Source organism: Selenomonas ruminantium subsp. lactilytica TAM6421 (assembly GCF_000284095.1).
Classification (GTDB): Bacteria; Bacillota; Negativicutes; order Selenomonadales; family Selenomonadaceae; genus Selenomonas_A; species Selenomonas_A lactilytica.
Map to the genome: position 1 here is coordinate 173,124 of NC_017068.1, position 20,960 is coordinate 194,083.

The window sequence follows — 20,960 nt, forward strand, 5'->3', positions numbered from 1 at the left end:
ATGGATATGGAATACCTGAAACAATTCTCATTGGAAGGCAAGGTGGCACTCGTTACTGGCGCGGCTTATGGCATCGGCTTCGCCATTGCCAAGGCCTATGCCAAAGCTGGAGCCAGGATCGCCTTCAACTGCCGCGGTGAGAAGCATATGCAGGAAGCAATGGCCGCTTATCAGGCTGAAGGCATCGAAGCCAAGGGCTATTACTGCGACGTGACCAAGGAAGATGAAGTGCAGAAGATGGTCGCCGATATCGAAAAAGAACTGGGCACCATCGATATCCTCGTGAATAATGCCGGCATCATCAAGCGCATTCCCATGCTGGAAATGTCGGCCGAAGAATTCCGGCAGGTGGTGGATATCGACCTCAATGCGCCGTTCATCGTAGCCAAAGCCGTGATTCCGGGCATGCTGAAAAAAGGACATGGCAAGATCATCAACATCTGCTCCATGATGAGTGAACTGGGGCGGGAGACGGTATCGGCTTATGCGGCCGCCAAGGGCGGACTCAAGATGCTGACGCGCAATATCTGCGCGGAATATGGCCATGCCAATATCCAGTGCAACGGCATTGGCCCTGGCTATATCGCTACGCCGCAGACAGCTCCCCTGCGCACGCCGGGGCATCCCTTCAACGAGTTCATCCTGGCCAAGACACCAGCTAACCGCTGGGGAACCACGGAAGACCTGGAAGGCCCGGCAGTATTCTTAGCCTCTGATGCCTCAAACTTTGTCAACGGACATATCCTCTATGTGGATGGGGGAATACTGGCCTATATCGGCAAACAGCCCTGAGACAAAGAAAACAAATTAGAGGTGAATCCTGATGGCAGTTCATGTAATCAACGAAGCGAGGCGTTGCTTGCAATGCAAGAAGCCGCTGTGTCAGCTGCAAGGCTGTCCCATCGGCACCAATATCCCAGAAATGATCCGGCTGTTCCTGGCCGGTCAGGGAAATGAGGCCGCGGAGATGTTATTTGCCAACAATCCCATGAGCATTATCTGCTCGTTGGTCTGTGACCATGAAAAACAATGCGAAGGTCATTGTATTCAAGGGCGCAAGGGCAGTGCGGTACAGATTTCCAGTATTGAGCATTATATCTCCAATGGCTTTTTTGAGAAGCTGCAGCTGGAAAAGCAGCCGCCCAAAGGCCAGCGGATAGCGGTGATTGGCAGCGGCCCGGCCGGGCTTGTGGTGGCGGTGGTGATGGCGCAGAAGGGCTATGATGTGACCATCTTTGAGCGCAAGAGCCATATTGGCGGCATGATGCGCTATGGGATTCCGGACTTCCGTCTGCCCCGCACGATCCTGAGCCGCTATAAAGAGAAGCTGCGCCTGCTGGGCATCCATATCCGGCCCCATACCACCATTGGCGGTGCCCTGCATCTGGATGATCTGATCAGCGATGGTTATCAGGCAATCTTCATCGGCACGGGCACCTGGCGGGCACGGCGCTTGGGGGTACCAGGGGAGAGTCTGGGCAATGTCCACTATGCGATTGACTATCTGCAGAATCCCGGCGCCTATGCGTTAGGCGAGCGGGTGGCTGTGATCGGTGCCGGCAACTCGGCCATGGATGCGGCCCGTACGGCCTTGCGCCAGGGCAGCCGCTTCGTTACCATCTATGCCCGCAGCAATCATGTCACGGCCAGTCAGCGGGAACTGGATTATGCCATCGCTGATGGTGCGGAGATAATCTATGGCATGGCAGTGGAGAAGATTACAGAACAGGGCCCTGTTTTTGTCAAACGGGAATTTTCCGAGGTCGGTGAATTGCTCAGCCAGGGGCTGGCGGAACTGGCTCCGGCTGACAGTACGATCATCGCCGTCAGTCAGCGTCCCAAGGACAAGCTGGTGAGCACCACATCTGGACTCGATGTGAATGACAAGGGCTTGGTGGAAGTTGATGAACATGGACAGACCACCCGCCCGGGAATATTCTCCGCCGGTGATGTGGTCACCGGCCCCTGGAATGTGGTAGAGGCCGCCAAAGCGGCAAAAGAAGTGGCAGAGCAGATGGACGCCTATTTGCAATCGTTATAGGCGGATAAAGCAGTGGCTGTCAGGGTAAAACAATAGAAACATAATATGAATAATTGTACGAAAAAACCTCCAGCTATTCATCAAGCTGGAGGTTTTTCGTTCTGCGTATGATTGTTTATACAATCGGAAAACTTTCGATTGCGCCATACTGGATGTACTTGCTGGCGTTGGTGGGTTCCCCTTCCATGATGGCCGTGCTCACAGCATCCATGTTGTCATCGATTACATTGATGCGGCCGGCTTTTACTTCTTCCTCGACCTTGGCCAGCAATTCCTTGCGGGCTTTTTTCGTTCCCTGATAGATGGTCTTGTTGTAGAAGATGTTCATGGTTTTCTGTGTCTTTTCTTCATCGCAGTTGAAGAAGACGTAAGCATGTTTTGCGTTTGCCATTGGTTGATAATCCCCCTTAAAATACAAATAAAATAATCGCATTTATGAATATGTAACCAATAAAGATATTATAACACAGCTTGTCAAAAATGATAAATTAAATTGAATCTTCACAGGTGGTTGACAAATAAAATAAGAAAGAGTAAAGTGAACTTGTATAGAATTGTAGGAAATCATACGCAATTGTAAGTCAAAAACCTGGGAGGTATGTTAAATGGCAACAGTTAAGCAAGAATCTTTTGGCAAATTGAGTGATGGGCAGGAGGTATTCCTTTACACATTGCGCAATACCAAAGGCACGGAAGTAAAGATTACCAACTACGGTGCACGGCTGGTGAGCTGGCGGGTTTTTGGCAAGGATGCAAAGAAGATAGATATTCTGTTGGGTTATGCGGATGCCGCTGCTTATGAAAAGGATGATACCAGCATGGGGGGCTTAGTGGGACGTCATGCGAACCGCATTGCTGGTGGCAAGGCTGTCATCAACGGACAGGAGTACCAGCTGGATCTCAATGACGGTTCCAGGATGCAGAACCATATCCATGGTGGTTCCAAAGGCTTCCATAATGAACTTTGGCAGGCTGAGGAAATCTATGAGGGGATAAAACTTACCTATCATAGCAAGGATGGTGATGGAGGGTATCCTGGCAATATGGATGTAACCGTTATCTATTCCTTGTCCAACGATAATGAGCTGTCAATCAAATATGAAGCTGTCAGTGATAAGGATACCATCTGCAATCTGACCAATCATAGTTATTTCAATCTGGATGGTTTTGCGTCGCCGTCCATTCTCGACCAGAAAATCCAGATCTTTGCCGATCAGTATACCTGGGCTGACAGCGAATCCCTGCCTGATGGACGGATCCTGCCGGTTGAGGGCACGCCGATGGATTTGCGGCAGCCGGTACGCATCGGTGAGCATATTGATGATGATTTTGATGAACTGGTTATGGGTAAAGGGTATGACCATAACTGGGTATTGCGGGATGAACCGGTGCATGTGGAGATGAAACCGGGGATGTTCGGCTATGATCCCCATTGCCCGATTGATTATCAGAAAAGGGGGCTCAAGAAGGCTGCTTATGCGGAATCGGACCAGAGCGGCCTGACCCTGACTTGCTATACCACCTTGCCGGGAGTTCAGTTCTACACGGGCAACTTCCTGGATGGCAGCCTGCCAGGCAAAGATGGTGTGACCTTCCCACGCCGTTCCGGTTTCTGCCTGGAAACTCAGTATTTCCCCAATTCCCTGGCCAATCCCGCTTTCCCGCAGCCTGTGATCAAAGCGGGTGAAAAGTGGGAAGCGCAGACGATATTTGTGTTGTTCCCGAAGGATTGAGTATAGTTTGTCAGCAGCAGGAGTGAAATTTCTTGACAAATAAGTGAGATTTATTTAATTGATATGGAATATTTATCAAACAAGCGGGAAAAAGAAAAATTTCACTAAATAAGCATAAATTATGATAATTTTTGCGAATGCTAGTTATGAATAATAAATAGTAGACAAAAACACGAAAAAAGCATACAATATACATGTAAACGAGAACGAAAGCTAGTTAGGTATTCTCGAAACGTCATACCAATTTTAGGGAGGCATGTTTGATGAATATTCATGAGTATCAAAGCAAGGCAGTATTGAAATCCTATGGTGTCACTGTACCGGAAGGATATCCTGCCTTCAGCGTAGAAGAAGCCGTGGAAAATGCCCAAAAGCTCGGTACGCCGGTGGTAGTGGTAAAGGCCCAGATCCATGCAGGCGGGCGCGGCAAGGCTGGCGGTGTCAAGCTGGCGAAGAACCTGGACGAGGTGAAAGCTTACGCGACGGAACTTTTAGGGAAGACCTTGGTTACCCATCAGACAGGTCCTGAAGGCAAGAAAGTTGGCCGCCTCCTGATTGAAGCTGGTTCCAATATCAAGAAGGAATATTATCTCTCCTTCGTCATTGACCGTCAGACGGCCCGTGTGGTCATGATGGGCTCTGAAGAAGGTGGTATGGAGATCGAGAAGGTTGCAGCTGAGATGCCGGACAAGATCTTCAAGGAATATATCGATCCGGCTGTCGGTCTGGCTCCCTTCCAGGCTACCCGCATGGCGTACAATATCAATATCCCACAGGAAGCCATCCGCAAGGCTACCAAGTTGATGGGCTGCCTCTACAATGCCTTTGTGGGCAAGGATTGTTCGCTGGCAGAGATCAATCCGCTGGTGGTGACGGCTGATGACGATGTGGTGGCCCTCGATGCGAAGCTGAATTTCGATGACAGTGCCCTGTTCCGTCATCCGGATATCGAAGCCCTCCGTGATGAGAGCGAGGAAGATCCGAAGGAACGCCGTGCAGCGGAAGCCGGGCTCAACTATGTCAACCTCGGCGGCGATGTGGCCTGCATGGTCAATGGTGCTGGCCTGGCTATGGCTACGGTGGATATCATCAAGCATTATGGTGGCGAACCGGCTAACTTCCTCGATGTAGGCGGCGATTCCTCGCCGGAGAAGATTGCGGAAGCTTTCCAGATCATGCTGGACGGCGGTCAGGCCAAAGGTATCTTCGTCAACATCTTCGGCGGTATCAACCGCTGCGATGCTGTAGCTGCCGGTATCGTGGAAGCTGCGAAGATCATTTCCGATGATGGCAAATCCCTGCCGGTGCCTGTTGTGGTACGCTTAGAGGGTACCAATGTGGAACAGGGCCGCAAGATTTTGCAGGATTCCCCCATTGCCAATGTTATCATGGCACCGACTATGGAGGGCGGCGCAGAGGAAATCGTCAAACGAGTCAAAGCAGCAGAATAAGGGAGGCCATCTGACATGGGTGTTTTAGTCAATAAAGATACAAAGGTAATCGTACAGGGCATTACGGGCAAACAGGCCACCTTCCATACGAAACAGATGCTGGCCTATGGCACGAAGATTGTCGCTGGTGTGACGCCGGGCAAAGCCGGACAGATTGTAGAAGGTGTTCCCGTATTCAACACCGTCAAGGACGCAGTGGACGCAACAGGGGCTACGGCCTCCGTGGTCTATGTACCCGCAAGGTTCGCCGCTGACTCCATCATGGAAGGTGTGGATGCCGGACTTGATTTGGTGGTCTGCATTACGGAACACATCCCCGTTGAGGACATGGTCAAGGTCCGCCGCTACATGGAAGGCAAGAAAACCCGCCTGATCGGGCCGAACTGCCCGGGCATCCTGACCACGGATGAAGCCAAACTGGGCATCATCCCGGGAAATATCCAGAAGAAAGGTCATGTAGGCCTTGTATCCCGCTCCGGAACCCTTACCTATGAAGCTGCGTTCCAGCTGATGAATGCCGGTATCGGCGTGACGACAGCTATCGGTATCGGCGGTGATCCAGTCAAGGGCACGGACTTTATCGATGCATTGCAGCTGTTCAAAGAGGATCCGGAAACCAAGGCAGTGCTGATGATCGGTGAAATTGGCGGTACGGCTGAGGAAGATGCGGCTAAGTGGATCAAGGAAAACATGCCGGAAAAACCGGTAGCAGCCTTCATCTCCGGCCGTCAGGCGCCTCCGGGAAAACGCATGGGCCATGCAGGTGCCATCATTTCTGGCGGCAAGGGTACGGCTGCGGATAAGATCAAGGCCCTCAATGCCGTGGATATCCAGGTAGCTGATACGGTAGCCCATATCGGTGCAACGGTGGTCGATACGCTGAAAAAAGCCGGCATCTACGACGAGTGCCATACCTGCTGAAAAACAACTGCCCAAAGGGCGATTTGAGATATTCCCATAGTCGTGAAAAATCCGCTGACAAGAATTTTGTCAGCGGACTTTATTTTGCAAATTGCAGTTTATTGGCAGGTTCGTGCTAAAGGTTTTCCGTTCATACCCAGTCAGGGGTTCACGGGGGAGTACTTTTTCTGTTTCCGCTAAAACGACCCTCTCGGCAATTTTAGAGCTGTTTAGCCAGATGGCGCCGGGCAAGACCGGCGGCGCGTCTTTCAGCGTGCTTTCTGGTAACTGCCTGCCTCGGGCCGGTCTTCGCTGCGCTCAGACAGTCGCTCCCACAGAAAAAGCACTCCCCCGTTCGCCCCCAGCCACGTTTTTGGCAATCGGCACGAACCGTTTCTCCTGTAGCAAGAACATCGATGTACTTGTATCCTCCAGCCGAAACATAGCAGCATTGACAAACGTAACTCTGGGTGGCGGGAGGCCACTGAAAAACTATCCATTTCATACGACTGGCAAATTATCCACAAAAAAAATCGTCGCAGAATGATATTTTTATCATCATTCTGCGACGATTTTGTATATCTCCCCCGTTATTAGGGCTTTATTTCTCCATCATTTTCACAATTCGTTTCATATTTGTTACAAAAAGCGTTAGGGCTCCTTGTAATTCCATACCAATCAGGCCTGCGGATGACGCTATGTCATACCCATGCCTGTGTTTAATCTCACTATTTTTAGCTTCTATCATATAACGCTTTCTAGCCTGTTCCTTAAAATATTCTGTTTCCTGAAACTCCTGTTGTTTCTTGTGTAAATCGCATTTTATCGTAACGGAATAAATCTTGCTTTTGGCACCTTCTTTATAACAGGTTCCACAATGTGGGCATTGCTTACATTTCTCAATGTCAAAATAATAGCTCATTCTTTGATTTGTTCTATTGTTTTTGCGTCCAGTTCTTGCTTTGCGGATGGCCATATGCCCTTCAGGGCATACGAACATTCCCGCATCCTTGTTGAAAGAAAAACCATTGCTGCCTTCAACACGGGAGCCGTTGGATATAACAGGATTCAATTTGGCAATCAGTTCAAAGGATTTTTCTGGCGCATCTTTCGATTCAGCAAATTTAAGATTTTCTTTGCCGGAGTATGCGGTATCACCGATGACACTCTGCACTTCCAGTCCGGCTGCTCTGGTTTTTTCAACTAATGTTCTTAATTGTTCCCCGTCACTGCGCTCGCCACTGGTTACTACTGCAGCTGTAATCAGCCGTTCATCGGTCATGGCAATATGTGTCTTATAGCCAAAGAAGGATGTATCTGCTGTTTTATGCCCGATTCGGGCGTCCTCATCTTTGGAAGTGGCCAAATGTTCTGCATGGTCTTCGACCGTTTCTTTGAGCAAGTTCAGCCTCTCCTGTATGGCAGGCATTTCTGCCATCTGGCTGTCATTTTCTATTGTATTGATTAACTGTCGGCAATATTCCAGCGCATCCACCAGTGAGCCATTTTCTACTTTCTTGGGAAACCTTTCTTTCTTTTGGGGAGAATCTGTCTGGTAAACCGTCTTGCGCAATAGCTTGGCTTGTTCCAACAACCGCTCATAGGCAGATTTCTGGTTATAGCGAGCCTTAGTATGCGTAGCATCTACAATAATTCGTTTGCTCTTGATTACTTTGTTCTCCAAAGCAATTTGGATACTTTTCTTGAGTAACAAATCCAGAATATTCTCATCTTGTAAGCGGAGTTTACGAAATTTGGTTAAGGTAGAAGGGTGGATTACTTCATCTTCAGGGCGGAGTCCCAGAAAATATTTAAATGACATATCATATCGGCTACGTTCAACTAAATCGGAATCCGACATATTGTAGATAACCTTTAACAGCAGATATTTGAACAGCATTATGGGAGAAAGAGCATTACGGCCATTATCCAGGCAATATTTATGCTCCAGTTCATCTTGAATGAAAGAAAAATCTACAAGCGTATTAAATTTTCGCAGAAAATGATTTTTGGGAATGAGACGATCATAGATGGCTGTAAATTCACTAAGCTTGAGTTGCTGGCTATTCCGTAACATGTTGAACCTCCAAGTGTTGATGGCTCCATTATACTAGAAACCGTGGATGAATGCGAATTTCATCACATCCATCCACGGTTATCGTTATATATAGACTTTTTCAGTGGCCTCGGGTGGCGGTGGGGATGCTTTTCCGCCGGCGGAACGACTGCCTGAACGAAGTGAAGGCTGGCCCGCAAACAGCATGTGCTGGATACTTCGTTGATGGACGCGCCGCCGGACTTGCCCGGCGCAGGTTACTGGAAGATACGTACTTCTGCTGGCGGGACATTTAGTGAAGCGGCGAAAAAGTATTCCCACCGCCGCCCCACTGATCTGTAACAAATGTGTTCAGGCTCGCACCTACAAACTGCAATTTATCGTGTGGACAAGCAAAAAACGCTGGACAAAAGTCCAGCGTTTTTGTTTGCCTTATAGCAATTATTTGATGCCAGCGCCATCGAGAGCGGAACGAACGCTCTGAGCAGCTTTGTGCATCTTCTCCAGTTCATCATCCGTGAGATGAACTTCGAAGGAGCGCATGATACCATCAGCGCAAACCATACGAGGAATGGAGAGAGCCACGTCTTTGATGCCATATTCGCCTTCGAGAACAGCGGAGCAGGGCAGAATCGTGTGTTCATCATAGAGAACGGACTTGATGAAGCGGCAAGCAGCCATAGCAATACCGGTGTTCGTGAAGCCCTTCTTGTTGATGACATCGTAAGCAACCTGAACCAGTTCCTGTTCAACAGCTTCGTGGCTGAGTTTTTCCGTGCGGTGGAAATATTCATCCAGATCATCAATGGGGAAACCAGCGCAGCCAGTCGTGGACCAAGCAACGAATGCAGCGTTGCCGTGCTCACCGAGAACATAACCGTTGATGTTCTTCGGATCCACCTGGTACTTGTCAGCCAGGATGCGACGGAAACGATAAGTTTCGAGCATCGTACCAGTACCGAGGATGAGGTTGCGCGGATAATCAAACTGAGTGGAAACAACATAAGTAGCAACATCGAGCGGATTCGTGATCATGATGATCATGGCTTCCTTCGTACGCTTAACGATCTCGCCCATTACGGAGCTCATGATCTTAGCGTTGGTGCCAGCCAGCTTCAGACGGTCCGGAGTTTCGCCCGGGCGGATGGAAGGACCAGCGGTGATAACGATGATGTTTGCATCTTTGCAGTCTTCATAGTCACCGAGGTGGAACTTGATGTTCGTGCTGTAGATGCAGCTCGTTGCATGGCTGGAGTCCTTAGCTTCGCCCCAAGCTTTGTCTTCGTTGAGGTCGATGAGGACTACTTCCGTAGCAAGCTGGAAGTCAGCGATTTTGTTAGCTACTGCAGAACCAACGTTGCTGGCGCCGATGACGACGATTTTTCTTCTGTTGTTCATTTTGTTATTACCCCCTGATTGAATAAGTGAAATATATCCCTAAGTCGTGTTAATCGTAGCACTATTAATACCTAGTGTCAATAAATAATTTTAAAGAAACAAAAGCAATATTTTTCGCAAAATTGGTGAAATGTTGTAAATGAGGGGAAAATGTGTCAATTTTTGGTTGATGCAAAAATTATATTCGATTTTTAAAGGGGAAGTTGTTGTAATTCATGTTTTTTTATTATATATTATAGTGTGTTGCGATGAAGATGACTTCGGAAGGAGATTTTTGACATATGTTTGGCATGTCTTTAGATATTGGTATTGACTTGGGCACGGCAAATGTGCTGGTTTATGTGAAGGGCAAGGGCATCGTGCTGCGGGAGCCCTCTGTTGTGGCTGTGGACCGTGATACGAACCGGGTGCTGGCCATCGGTGAGGAAGCGCGTCAGATGATTGGCCGTACGCCGGGCAACATCGTGGCAATCCGTCCCCTGCGTGAAGGTGTTATTGCCGATTACGACATCACGGAAAGCATGCTGCGCCATTTCATTGAAAAGGTAGTGGGCCGCCGCTTCGTCTTCCGTCCACGCATCATGATCTGCATTCCCTCCGGCTGCACCATGGTGGAACAGCGGGCTGTGCAGGAAGCGGCTGAGCAGGCTGGTGCCCGTCATACCCAGCTGATTGAAGAACCGCTGGCGGCAGCTCTCGGTGCCGGTCTCGATATCGTGGAACCGCGCGGCTCCATGGTGGTGGATATCGGCGGCGGCACGACGGATATCGCTGTGATTTCCCTGGGCGGTATTGTGACCAGCGCTTCCCTGCGGGTGGCCGGTGACCGCTTTGATGAAGACATCACTGCCTATGTGAAGAAAGAATTCAATATGATGATTGGTGAGCGCACGGCTGAAGAGATCAAGATGCGCATCGGCGCAGCCTTCGTAGGGGCCCGCAATGAAACGATGGACATCCGCGGCCGCGATATGCTTTCCGGTCTGCCGAAAACTGTGACGATCACCTCGGAGCAGGCCGCTGTTGCCATGCATGACAGCGTGACAAAAATCGTCAGCTGCGTGAAGAAGGTACTGGAGGAGACTCCGCCGGAACTGGCAGCCGATGTGATGAACTGCGGTATCGTGCTGACCGGTGGCGGCGCGATGCTCTACGGTCTTGACGAACTCATCCGCAAGGAAACGGAGATCCCCACGGCTCTGGCTGAAGATGCCATGAGCTGCGTGGCTATCGGCTGCGGCATGGCCCTCGACAGCTTCAGCAAATTTGATGGCAAGGCTAAGAACATCAAGACAGGCCATTAATCTGCGAAAAAAATAAATTTTTTGACAAAGGCGAAACTCGAAAAGGAGTTTCGCCTTTTTTAGCGAATAAACGAAGCAAGGATAAATGTGAGATGGGGTAAGGAGGACGCATTATGTGGCGTGGTTTATATACAGCCGGTGCGGGGATGATCACGGAGTCCAAGCGCACGGATACGCTGGCCAATAACCTGGCCAATGCCAATACCAACGGGTTCAAGCGGGATGAGGCTATCAGCCGGGAGTTTGAGCCCATGCTGATCAAGCGCATTAACGATGGTATCAATAAGAATGATGTGACCAGCTTCAAGCAGTTCCATGTAGGCAATCAATATCCGGTGGTGGGAACATTAGGGCTAGGCTCCCGGATTGATGAGATTGCCACGGAGCATACCCAGGGAGCATTTGAAACCACAGGCAATCCTTTGGATATGGCGATTTCGGGCAATGGGTATTTTGCCATTCAGACGGAAAACGGTGTACGCTATACCCGGGACGGGAATTTCTATAAATCGGCCAATGGGCAGATCCAGACGGTGAATGGTCAGATGGTCCTGGGCGTGAATGGTCAGGGCATTACGATCCCGCAGGATGCCACCCGCATCATGGTGGGCAGCAAGGGGGAAATCTATGCCGATGACCAGCAGGTGGGACAGCTGCAGCTCATGCAGTTCGACAATCGCCGGGCCGTGTTGAAGCAGGGGGACAATCTATATTATCCCCAGGAAGGGGCGCAGCCCCAGCAGGCAACGGGCGAAGTTCTGCAGGGCGTGTTGGAGCGCTCCAATACGAATATTGTTTCGGAGATGGTGGAGCTCATCAATAACTACCGGCTTTATGAAGCCGGAGCAAAGGCTGTGACTACGCAGGATACCATGATTGAAAAATCCGTGAGCGAAGTGGGAAGGGTTGGTTCTTAAGATTTAAGTTTTTTAAGAAATGTTCGATATATATTGAGAGGTTGGTTTTCGGTACTTTTCTTTGGCGCAAAGAAAAGTACCAAAAGAAAACGCGGACTGAAATCCCATCACGGGATTTACGTCCGCCTGCGCCCGTCCGTGGGCGCTGGGCAACGATTTAGTGGTATCTTTTTCGTTGTGGCAGTAAAAGCCTTCCCTATTGAGGAGAAGGTGCCGAACGTTAGTGAGGCAGATGAGGTGAGGAGGTAGCTCGTTATGATGAGAGCGCTTTGGTCGGCGGCTTCGGGGATGAAGGGGCAGCAGACTAATATTGATGTGATCGCCCATAATATCGCCAATGTCAATACCTATGGCGGCAAGAAGGTACGGGCGGAGTTTCAGGATCTGATCTATCAGACTTTGCGGGATGCCGGGGCTCAGAGCGGGCAGGATAATCAGTATCCGACCGGCTTGCAGGTCGGATTAGGGACGCGTGTGGCGGCTACCCAGCGGGTGATTACTCAGGGGCCTTTGCAAAGTACAGAACATCCTTTGGATATTGGCATTCAGGGCGAAGGATATTTCCGAGTTACGATGCCGGATGGGACCACGGCATATACCCGCGATGGCTCCTTTAAATTAGATTCTCAGCGGCGTATGGTGACTTCTGATGGTTATCTGCTGGCGGATGGCATTACTTTTGCGGAGAATTCACCAGTGGATTCTATCGTCATTGCCGGTGATGGCACTGTATCGGAAACGCCGGCAGGCGGCACGCAGCAGAATGTGGGACAGATCACCTTGGCCCGGTTCGTCAATCCGGCAGGCCTTACGGCTGTTGGCAAGAACCTCTTTATCGTATCGGCAGCTTCCGGCGATCCCATTGAAGGCAATCCCGGTACGGACGGTGCGGGTACCCTTACTCAGGGTACATTGGAGATGAGCAATGTGCAGATCGTCGAGGAAATGGTCAATATGATCGTTTCCCAGCGTGCTTATGAATCCAACTCCAAGGCCATCACCACTTCTGATTCCATGCTGGAAATTGCCAATGGCCTGAAACGCTGATGAAAGTGAAAAGAAGCCGCATAGCCAGTCTGTTTACATCATGGATGTTATGGATTGGCTTCTTCTGTCTGTCAGTTTGTGTTTCTCCGCCGCAGGCAGAAGCAATCTATGGCGGCGGTCAGCAGGCGGAGGCTTTTCCACAGCTTATGAGTTCCCAGAAATTGGCGGGGATTGCCCGGCAGCAATTGGAGTTGGAACTCTATAAAGTGGGAGAAGGGCGGCGGCATGTACTGACACTGACCGTTTCCCCCCCGGATATGCGTCTGCCGGCAGGGAAAATCCGCTATGAGGCGGAAATCCCGGGCAAGCTGCATTATGGCAATGTGCAGCCAGTGCATATCCGGGTGTTCGTGAATGAAAAGCTCTATCGGCGGGCTATCTGTTATTATCGGGTGCAGGTCTTTGAAAAGGTACTGGTGGCCGGGATGAATCTTGGTTTGGAGCAGACTATTGGCGCCAATGCCGTACGCCTCGAAGAACGTGAGGTGCAGGGGGGCACAGGGCGCTATCTGACGAAATACGAGGATATTGCCGGCCGGGTACCCATCCGTTACATCCATATGGGGCAGCCCATCGAACAGAATATGCTGCAGAACCCTGTGGTGATCAATCCGAATGCACCGGTGAAACTCATCACCAAGGTCAATGGGGTGCAGGTCAGCGCCGATGGCATAGCCTTGCAGAAAGGGCGGATTGGCGGCAGAATCCGGGTGCGCAATGCCCATTCCAGCAAGCTGCTGCTGGGGCGTGTAGTGGATGCCAATACCGTAGAGATTACAGGTCGTTAAAGGCAGGTAATGAGTATGCAGATCAAGAACTATCATAAAAATATTGCGTTGGCTTTGGCGGCGGGGGGGCTGTTTTTCAGTCTGGCACCGGTAGCTGTTTCAGCACAGTCCCTCTGGGCAGAAGGGGGACGGTATCGGAATATTTTCTCCGACCGGAAGGCTCAGGATGTGGGGGATATTCTGACCATTGCCATCAGTGAGAGCACCAGCCTGTCCACCAGCAAGTCCAGTGCCAACAGCAAGAGCGGCAGTACGTCACTATCAGCGGGAATCGGCATCTTTGATTTCCTGAAAGCCGCGTCGGCCAGTGGTTCGGATTCCTTCAAGGCCAATGGTTCATCCAGTGCGAAGAATACCACTACAGCCAATGTGACGGTTACGGTGGTGGATATCCAGCCCAATGGTAATCTGGTGCTGGAGGGGACACAGTCCATCTGGCACAACAAGAATGAGCATAAGATCACCTTCCGGGGCATCTGCCGGCCGGAGGATGTGACGGCCAATAATACCATTCCGTCCACGAAGATTGCGGCGGCGGAAGTGAAATTCAACGGCAAGGGGCCGCTGAATGCCAAACAGCGGCAGGGAATCCTGACGCAGATCTTCAATATTCTGTTCTGATTAGGGGATGCTTATATGAAGAAGATACTGGCTTGTTTGCTGGCCGGGGCGTTGGTGCTGGGCGGTTTGCCCACAATGGCCTCGGCAGATAATGCGGTGACGAGGATCAAGGATATTGCCAAGGTACAGGGCGTGCGCTCCAACCAGCTTATGGGCTATGGCCTGGTGGTGGGCCTTAACGGCACAGGTGACTCCAATAAAACAACGGAGACCATCCAATCCATCGTCAATATGCTGAAAACATATGGCGTGTCGGTCAATCAGTCCTCCCTGAAATCTGATAATGTGGCGGCGGTCATGGTGACGGCTACCCTGCCGCCTTTCGTGCGGGAAGGGGATACCATTGATATCACGGTGTCTTCTATCGGTGACGCGGATAGCATTCAGGGCGGCACACTTTTGCAGACGCCTTTGCGGGCGGGGAATGGAACGGTGTATGCCGTGGCTCAGGGGGCTGTGTCCACCGGCGGTTTTGCTGCGGGCAAGGGCGCTTCCACGGCTACCAAAAATTTCCCTACGGTGGGTATGACACCCAATGGGGCCATTGTGGAACGTACCGTGGAAGATGATCTGGGAAATAACGGACGGCTGTCGTTGTCGCTATCCCATCCGGATTTTACCACGGCAACCCGCATGGCGACAGCCATCAATTCCCAATATGGCGGTATTGCTCAGGCGGTGAATCCTGGGCGGATTGACATAACCATACCCAGCTATTATCAGGGGAATGTGGTGGGCTTTGTGGCTTCCATTGAGGAATTGCCGGTGATGCCGGATAAGGTGGCCAAGATTGTGGTCAATGAGCGCACGGGCACCATTGTCATGGGCGGCGATGTTTCGGTGGATGAGATCGCCATCACCCAGGGCGGTCTGACCATCAAGGTGCAGAAGAATAAGACGGCCAGCCAGCCGGAGCCCTTCAGTTACGGCACCACCATTGAGACGCGCAATGAGAATGTGGATGTCAAGGAGGATAAGGCCAGCACGCTGGTATTGCCGGCCACGGCCAATGTCAGTGATATTGTCGGCGCTTTGAATGCCGTGGGGGCAACGCCCCGGGATACCATTTCCATCCTGCAGGCCATCAAGGCGGCAGGGGCGCTCCATGCGGAGCTGCAGTTGATTTAAGGCGGTGTATTTCATGCAGATAGCACCATTGATGGCACAGGGGTTAGGCACAGGTGCCAATAATAATTATGATTCGGCGCAGGCTGCGGCAGAATCAGCCAAGTTTGCGGATGTGCTGAAGGATTTGCAGGGAAAGGTGGCCAAGTCGCAAAAAAGCGGCGATGCCCATTCAGTGCAGGAGGCTGCCGAGCTGGCGAAGCGTGACAAGGAGCTGAAGAAAGCCTGTGAGGGTTTTGAGGCCATGTTCCTCAATATGATGTACCGGCAGATGCGGGCAACCGTGCCGGAAAACAACTTGTTCGGCGAATCCCATGGCGAGAAGATCTTCAAAGATATGCGGGACGACGAACTGATGAAACAAGTGGCAGCGGGCGGCGGCATCGGGATTGCGGATATGATGTATAAGCAGCTCAAGCCGCAAGTTGTGAAGCAAAGTCAAAATGTGGTAAAATAAGAATGGCTGGGGCGGTTGTGTCAACCGCCCTCTTTATTATTTGTACCAAAATACATATAGGTGTAGGAGGTCTTTTGGTTGTTGTTTAAAGCGAGAAAATTAACGGCTTTGCTGATAACTTTATCCCTGCTGGGCATACCGGCAGCTGAGGCTGCTGACCTGAATTCCGTGCGCTATCACAGCGGATCGGAGCATGACCGGATCGTATTTGACTGGTCGGAGATGCCCCGCTATGATGTGAAGATTTCAGCAGATAAGAAACTGCTGACGATTGATTTCTTTGCTGCGGATAGGCGCATGGTCAGCAAGGAGGCCTTTTCCAGCAGCCGCATTGAGTCGGTGCAGTATACGGAAAAGAATGGGCATCTGTTGGTGACGCTGCGACTGAAGAGTGGGCTGGGCTATAAGGTGGATAAATTGGCCAATCCTGCCCGGGTGTTTGTGGATATCCTGCCGGAAACCATGGTTCATGATGGCGGCAGCACCGTGCAGAAAAAGCCGGCAGGAGGCGTGGTGAGGAAACCGTCCAAGCCGGCAGTTACAGATGCCCGCAATATGATGCCGCTGGATTTTGATGGCCTTTATACGGAAATGATGGCCCCGGGAATCGCCAAACGGCAGTATGTTTATTGGGACGATGCCGGTAAGATTTCCGCTTATTTCGTGGAAGCGGATAAGAATCTCTACACCATCAAGCCGGTGCTGGCCAAAGGCCGGGTGCCGGGGCTGCAGACCACCAGCGGCATGTCGGATATGACGGATGCGGTGGCGGCGGTGAATGCCACTTACTTTGCCGGGAATGGCGATGCCATCGGTATGATCAAGATTGATGGAGATATGGCGGGAACCACCTATTTCCGCCGTACAGCCATCGGCATGAATGCTAACGGCCAACCTTTTATGGGGCCAGTGAGCTATAGCGGTCATGTGACTTTGGGGGATGTTACCCTGCCGGTGTCCGGTGTGGACTGCGAGCGCGGGGCCAATAATCTCACCATCTACAATCATTGGTATGGTTCCCGTACCCGCACCAATGAATACGGCATGGAGTATACTGTGGTCAATGGGGAAGTTACGGCCATCAACACGGGGAATTCTGTCATTCCCAAGGATGGCATGGTGATCTCTGTCCACGGGACTTCCGCTGATGCCTTTGCCGGTGTGCAGGTCGGCGACCGGGCGGAAATCGATCAGGATCTGGGAGCGCGCTGGAATCAGGCAGTGGATATCATGGGCGCCGGCCCGCGTTTGGTACAGAATGGGCAGGTGGCGGTGACGGCCGGGGAAGAACAGTTCCCTGGGGATATCCGCTATGGCCGGGCACCCCGCAGTGCAGTGGCCATCCTCAAGAATGGCAATTACCTGTTTGGCGTGGTGGATGGCCGCCAGTCCTCTAGCCGGGGGCTGACCCTTACCGATTGGGCGAAGCTCCTGGTGAAAATGGGGGCCAGGGATGCCATGAACCTGGATGGTGGCGGCTCCAGTGCGTTGGTTATCGGCGGGCAGCTGCAGAACTCCCCCAGTGACGGTTCTGAGCGTTATGTGGGCAGTGCCCTGATTATCACGAAAAAATAATTCTGCGATGGGACTTTGTGCCTATAGTAAAACCCCTTGGCTGGCGTTATAATGAGAAGATGGACAAATATAGAACTGCAAATGAGGTGAATGATTTTGCGTAGATATATAAGGAAAATGGTGGCAGCAGGACTGGCAGGAATGATGATGTCTGCCCCGGCCACAGGATTGGCCATGGACCCCATTATGCCCCATAGTCAGGTGACTGGCGGCATGGTGGGGACGGCGTACACCGTCGTGGACAGCAGCGGCGAACTCAAGGATTTCCAGGTGGACATTGTGGGCAATATGGATAACGGCAAGGGATCCCAGCCCATGATCATGGCCAAGGCCTCCGGCCCGGTAATCGAGCAGACCGGCGGTATCCTGCAGGGCATGAGCGGCAGTCCCGTTTATGTGGATGGCTATCTGATCGGTGCTGTGGCCGCCGGGATCAAAGGCATGACGCCGTACACCTTCTTCATCACCCCCATTGATGAGATGACACCGCTTTGGTCAATGCCGGACCGGAAGAACAAGACGAGGCTTTCCACCATCAATATCAAGAAGGCGGCAGAGAAACGCGAGCAGGAAGCCAAGGAAAAGAAGAAGCAGCAGGAAGAGCGGGCCAAGTCAGGCGACCAGAAGGTCTATGGTGACGAACTGTTAGACCGTGCCCGGGCAGCCGTCAAGGCCGATAAAGATAAAGGCAAGGAAAAAACGGCGAGTGAAAAAGCCGCCGACAAAGCAGCAGAAACCGCCAAGGCAGCAGTAGAGACGGTAAAACAGGAACCTGACAAGGCGCCTCAGGCTGGCAAAGCTGCGAAAAAGAACAATAAAAAGGAAAAGCCAGCCAAGACAGAGGTGAAGGCTGAACCGAAGGATGTCATGTATTTTTCCGGCTTCAATCAGGCCGGGCTGGATTTCCTGAAGCGTCAGATCGATCCGCAGGATAGCTACACATTCCTGCCCATGGGGGCACCTACGGCTGCGGAAATGGGCAAAACCGTCTACAATGCCAGCCTTGTGCCCGGAGCTGCAGTCGGCGTAGCCGTGGCTTATGGCGATTTTGCTGTGGGCGCCACGGGCACGGTGACAGCTGTAGATGGCGATAATATCCTGGCTTTCGGCCATCCCTTCCTGCATCGGGGCAATGTGAACTATTTCATGACCGATGCCAAGGTGGTAGGCACCATCAGCGGGCAGAGCAATGGCATGAAAGTCGCCAATATCGGCAACATCATCGGCCGTATCAAACAGGACCGTGCTACGGGGATTTCCGGCACGTTGGGCGAGTTCCCCTCGGTGGTTCCCATCAAGGTCAATGTCCGTGACAATTCCCTGGCCCGCAATGTCAACTACGGTGCCCGGATTGCCTATGACGAAGATTTCCTGCCTCAGCTTTCGGGAGGCATTGCTTATGCCGCCCTGTCCAAGACCAGTGACAACCTCAGCGGCAGCACGGCCAAGGTGGGCTTCAGGATTCGCACCGATGCAGTACAGGATGGTGTGGTATCCCGGGATAATATGTTCTATAACACCGCTGATGTGGGACAGATTGCCATGGCGGAACTGATCCAGGCCGTGAGCACCATCTGCCAGAACACCGACAAGGAATCGGATATCATCGACGTACAGGTGGATATCACCGTGGATGGCGGCCGCAAGACGGCCTCCATTGTTTCCGCCGTGCCGGACAAGAAAAAGGTGAAACCCGGCGACACGGTGAAATTCACCACGACCATCAAGCCTTACCGCAAATCCCAGGAAACCCTGATCATTCCCTACACGGTGCCGGAAGCACAGCCGGCAGGGACCATGAATCTAGACATTCGGGGCGGCGGCCTGACGCCGGTGACCTCCCTGATGCTTTTGCAGCAGGCAGGCGTGGATGTGACCACAGAAGCCGAGAGCAAGCTGACCACAGAAGCCAAATTGCAGAAGCTGGAGAAGGCCGGCCGCAACAATGAAATCGTCATTGCACCCGGAGCCGTGCAGATGCCGGCCAGCAAGTCGGCAATCCTGCGGGCTCAGCGGGATGCTGCCCGCAAGAGCAAGGAGCGGGCCAGCAATCTTGATAAATTAGGCAAGCAGCCAGTAACGCCTGGTGAGACGAAATTTACCACTGGTTATATCATCGACAATGTGATCCATTCCACCCTGACAGTGGAACGGGGCTGATGGTAAAAGTGTAACTCCCCTATTGTAAAGACTGGCGGTTAATGGTAAACTATTGGTTGGTGCTTTTAAAAGCGCGACTACTAGGAGGATAAAGAACTTAATGGAAAAGTTGATTATACACGGGGGACGTCCCTTAAAAGGGCGCGTAAAAATCAGCGGGGCCAAGAATGCAGTGCTGCCCATCATTGCGGCAACACTCTTGGGACAAGATAGGGAAAGTCTTTTGGACGAAGTTCCGGCATTAGAAGACGTACATACCATTACCGAGGTCTTGAAAAAATTAGGGGTAAAAGCAGACTTCGATGAAGAAAAGCATCAGCTGCGTGTGGACAGCACGGTGATTGGCAGCTGCGAGGCACCGTACGATCTGGTGCGTAAGATGCGGGCCTCCTTCCTGATCATGGGGCCGCTGCTGGCCCGTTGCGGACAGGCAAAGATTTCCCTGCCCGGCGGCTGTGCCATCGGCACCCGGCCCATTGATCTGCATTTGAAGGGCTTTGAAGCACTGGGCGCTAAGATCAAGATCGGTCACGGCTTTATCGAGGCCACGGCTCCAGAGGGGCTCAAGGGCACGAAAATCTACCTGGATTTCCCCAGCGTAGGTGCTACGGAAAACATCCTGATGGCCGCTTCCATGGCGGAAGGCGTCACCATCCTGGAAAATCCGGCCCAGGAGCCGGAAATCGTGGATCTGGCCAATTACCTCAATGTGATGGGGGCCAAGATCCGCGGTGCAGGCACCAATGTCATCAAGATTGAAGGCGTGTCCAAACTGACGGGGCGTGATTATACGATCATCCCTGACCGTATCGAAGCTGGTACCTATATGGTGGCAGCGGCTATGACCCAGGGGGATGTCTACATCGAGAATGCCATCAGCGAACATCTGAAACCTGTCATCGCCAAGCTCAAGGAAGCCGGCGTGAATATCGAAGAGGATGTGGACGGCATCCGCGTGACCTGCGATAAGCGCACCAAGGCCGTGGACATCAAGACCATGCCTTATCCGGGCTTCCCGACCGATATGCAGGCACAGTTCATGGCGATGCTGGCCATCTCTGAGGGTACCGGCATGGTCACGGAAACGGTGTTCGAAAACCGCTTCATGCATGTGGATGAATTGAAGCGCATGGGTTCCAATATCAAGATTGACGGCCGCACCTCTGTGGTGGAAGGGGTGGAAACCCTTACGGGCTGTCAGGTGAAGGCTACCGACCTCCGTGCTGGTGCCGCTATGGTATTGGCCGGTCTGGTGGCAGAAGGCGAAACCCAGGTGGGATACATCCATCATATCGACCGTGGCTACGACAATCTCGTACAGAAACTGGTGGGTCTTGGGGCAGATATCTGCCGCCGGGATTCCTGAAAATAGCAAAGAGGCCTTGCG

General features: G+C 51.9%; 18 protein-coding genes. 15 read left to right on the forward strand and 3 right to left on the reverse strand.

Annotated features, from left to right (window positions below; all coding sequences use genetic code 11):
• Together SELR_RS00835 and SELR_RS00840 are read left to right on the forward strand one after the other, a co-directional pair.
• Positions 1 to 792 (forward strand): gluconate 5-dehydrogenase, encoded by a 792-nt coding sequence (locus SELR_RS00835; RefSeq protein WP_014423300.1) that lies wholly within the window; start codon positions 1 to 3, stop codon positions 790 to 792.
• A gap of 31 nt (positions 793 to 823) precedes the next feature.
• Positions 824 to 2,041 (forward strand): FAD-dependent oxidoreductase, encoded by a 1,218-nt coding sequence (locus SELR_RS00840; protein ID WP_014423301.1) that lies wholly within the window; start codon positions 824 to 826, stop codon positions 2,039 to 2,041.
• 115 nt (positions 2,042 to 2,156) lie between these two features.
• Here SELR_RS00840 and SELR_RS00845 read toward each other — a convergent pair whose 3' ends face one another.
• Complete coding sequence (locus tag SELR_RS00845; RefSeq protein ID WP_014423302.1) at positions 2,157 to 2,432, reverse strand: hypothetical protein; 276 nt, start codon at positions 2,430 to 2,432, stop codon at positions 2,157 to 2,159.
• 214 nt (positions 2,433 to 2,646) lie between these two features.
• On the opposite strand from SELR_RS00845, the gene SELR_RS00850 reads away from it, so the two are divergent.
• The 3 genes from SELR_RS00850 to sucD all read left to right on the forward strand — a co-directional run bounded on the left by SELR_RS00850 (position 2,647) and on the right by sucD (position 6,146).
• The gene (locus SELR_RS00850; protein WP_014423303.1) at positions 2,647 to 3,774 is read left to right on the forward strand and encodes an aldose epimerase family protein; all 1,128 of its coding nucleotides are present in this window, start codon (positions 2,647 to 2,649) and stop codon (positions 3,772 to 3,774) included.
• Positions 3,775 to 4,037: 263 nt separating this feature from the next.
• Positions 4,038 to 5,225: an ADP-forming succinate--CoA ligase subunit beta gene (gene sucC / locus SELR_RS00855; protein ID WP_014423304.1), complete on the forward strand. Its 1,188-nt coding sequence runs from the start codon at positions 4,038 to 4,040 to the stop codon at positions 5,223 to 5,225.
• Positions 5,226 to 5,240: 15 nt separating this feature from the next.
• Positions 5,241 to 6,146 carry a succinate--CoA ligase subunit alpha gene (gene sucD / locus SELR_RS00860; protein WP_014423305.1) on the forward strand — a complete coding sequence of 302 codons (906 nt, stop codon included), beginning with the start codon at positions 5,241 to 5,243 and terminating at the stop codon, positions 6,144 to 6,146.
• A 580-nt stretch (positions 6,147 to 6,726) separates the two neighbouring features.
• Here the strand turns inward: sucD and SELR_RS00865 are convergent.
• Positions 6,727 to 8,202, reverse strand: coding sequence for an IS1182 family transposase (locus SELR_RS00865; RefSeq protein ID WP_014423221.1), 1,476 nt, complete (start codon positions 8,200 to 8,202; stop codon positions 6,727 to 6,729).
• 420 nt (positions 8,203 to 8,622) lie between these two features.
• Positions 8,623 to 9,579, reverse strand: coding sequence for an L-lactate dehydrogenase (locus SELR_RS00870; protein WP_014423306.1), 957 nt, complete (start codon positions 9,577 to 9,579; stop codon positions 8,623 to 8,625).
• Positions 9,580 to 9,860: 281 nt separating this feature from the next.
• Between SELR_RS00870 and mreB the strand changes: the two genes are divergently transcribed.
• From mreB to murA, 10 genes are all read left to right on the forward strand, one after another.
• On the forward strand, positions 9,861 to 10,883 hold the full coding sequence (mreB, locus tag SELR_RS00875) for a rod shape-determining protein (protein WP_014423307.1): 1,023 nt from the start codon (positions 9,861 to 9,863) through the stop codon (positions 10,881 to 10,883).
• A gap of 113 nt (positions 10,884 to 10,996) precedes the next feature.
• Positions 10,997 to 11,800 (forward strand): flagellar hook-basal body protein, encoded by an 804-nt coding sequence (locus SELR_RS00880; RefSeq protein ID WP_014423308.1) that lies wholly within the window; start codon positions 10,997 to 10,999, stop codon positions 11,798 to 11,800.
• Between the two features lie 255 nt (positions 11,801 to 12,055).
• Positions 12,056 to 12,847: a flagellar basal-body rod protein FlgG gene (flgG, locus tag SELR_RS00885; protein WP_041914211.1), complete on the forward strand. Its 792-nt coding sequence runs from the start codon at positions 12,056 to 12,058 to the stop codon at positions 12,845 to 12,847.
• Positions 12,847 to 13,635, forward strand: a complete 789-nt coding sequence (flgA, locus tag SELR_RS00890) for a flagellar basal body P-ring formation chaperone FlgA (RefSeq protein WP_080585393.1) — start codon at positions 12,847 to 12,849, stop codon at positions 13,633 to 13,635. The genes flgG and flgA overlap by 1 nt, the downstream gene beginning before the upstream one ends.
• Before the next feature lie 15 nt (positions 13,636 to 13,650).
• A complete protein-coding gene (locus SELR_RS00895) occupies positions 13,651 to 14,256 on the forward strand; it encodes a flagellar basal body L-ring protein FlgH (RefSeq protein ID WP_014423311.1) in 606 nt (201 codons plus the stop codon).
• Positions 14,257 to 14,271: 15 nt separating this feature from the next.
• On the forward strand, positions 14,272 to 15,384 hold the full coding sequence (locus tag SELR_RS00900; protein WP_014423312.1) for a flagellar basal body P-ring protein FlgI: 1,113 nt from the start codon (positions 14,272 to 14,274) through the stop codon (positions 15,382 to 15,384).
• A gap of 13 nt (positions 15,385 to 15,397) precedes the next feature.
• A complete protein-coding gene (locus SELR_RS00905) occupies positions 15,398 to 15,838 on the forward strand; it encodes a rod-binding protein (RefSeq protein WP_041914212.1) in 441 nt (146 codons plus the stop codon).
• 78 nt (positions 15,839 to 15,916) lie between these two features.
• Positions 15,917 to 17,413 carry a phosphodiester glycosidase family protein gene (locus tag SELR_RS00910; protein WP_014423314.1) on the forward strand — a complete coding sequence of 499 codons (1,497 nt, stop codon included), beginning with the start codon at positions 15,917 to 15,919 and terminating at the stop codon, positions 17,411 to 17,413.
• Between the two features lie 90 nt (positions 17,414 to 17,503).
• Positions 17,504 to 19,573, forward strand: a complete 2,070-nt coding sequence (locus SELR_RS00915) for a SpoIVB peptidase S55 domain-containing protein (RefSeq protein ID WP_014423315.1) — start codon at positions 17,504 to 17,506, stop codon at positions 19,571 to 19,573.
• Between the two features lie 100 nt (positions 19,574 to 19,673).
• Positions 19,674 to 20,939 carry a UDP-N-acetylglucosamine 1-carboxyvinyltransferase gene (murA, locus tag SELR_RS00920; RefSeq protein ID WP_014423316.1) on the forward strand — a complete coding sequence of 422 codons (1,266 nt, stop codon included), beginning with the start codon at positions 19,674 to 19,676 and terminating at the stop codon, positions 20,937 to 20,939.
• Positions 20,940 to 20,960 lie beyond the last annotated feature (21 nt).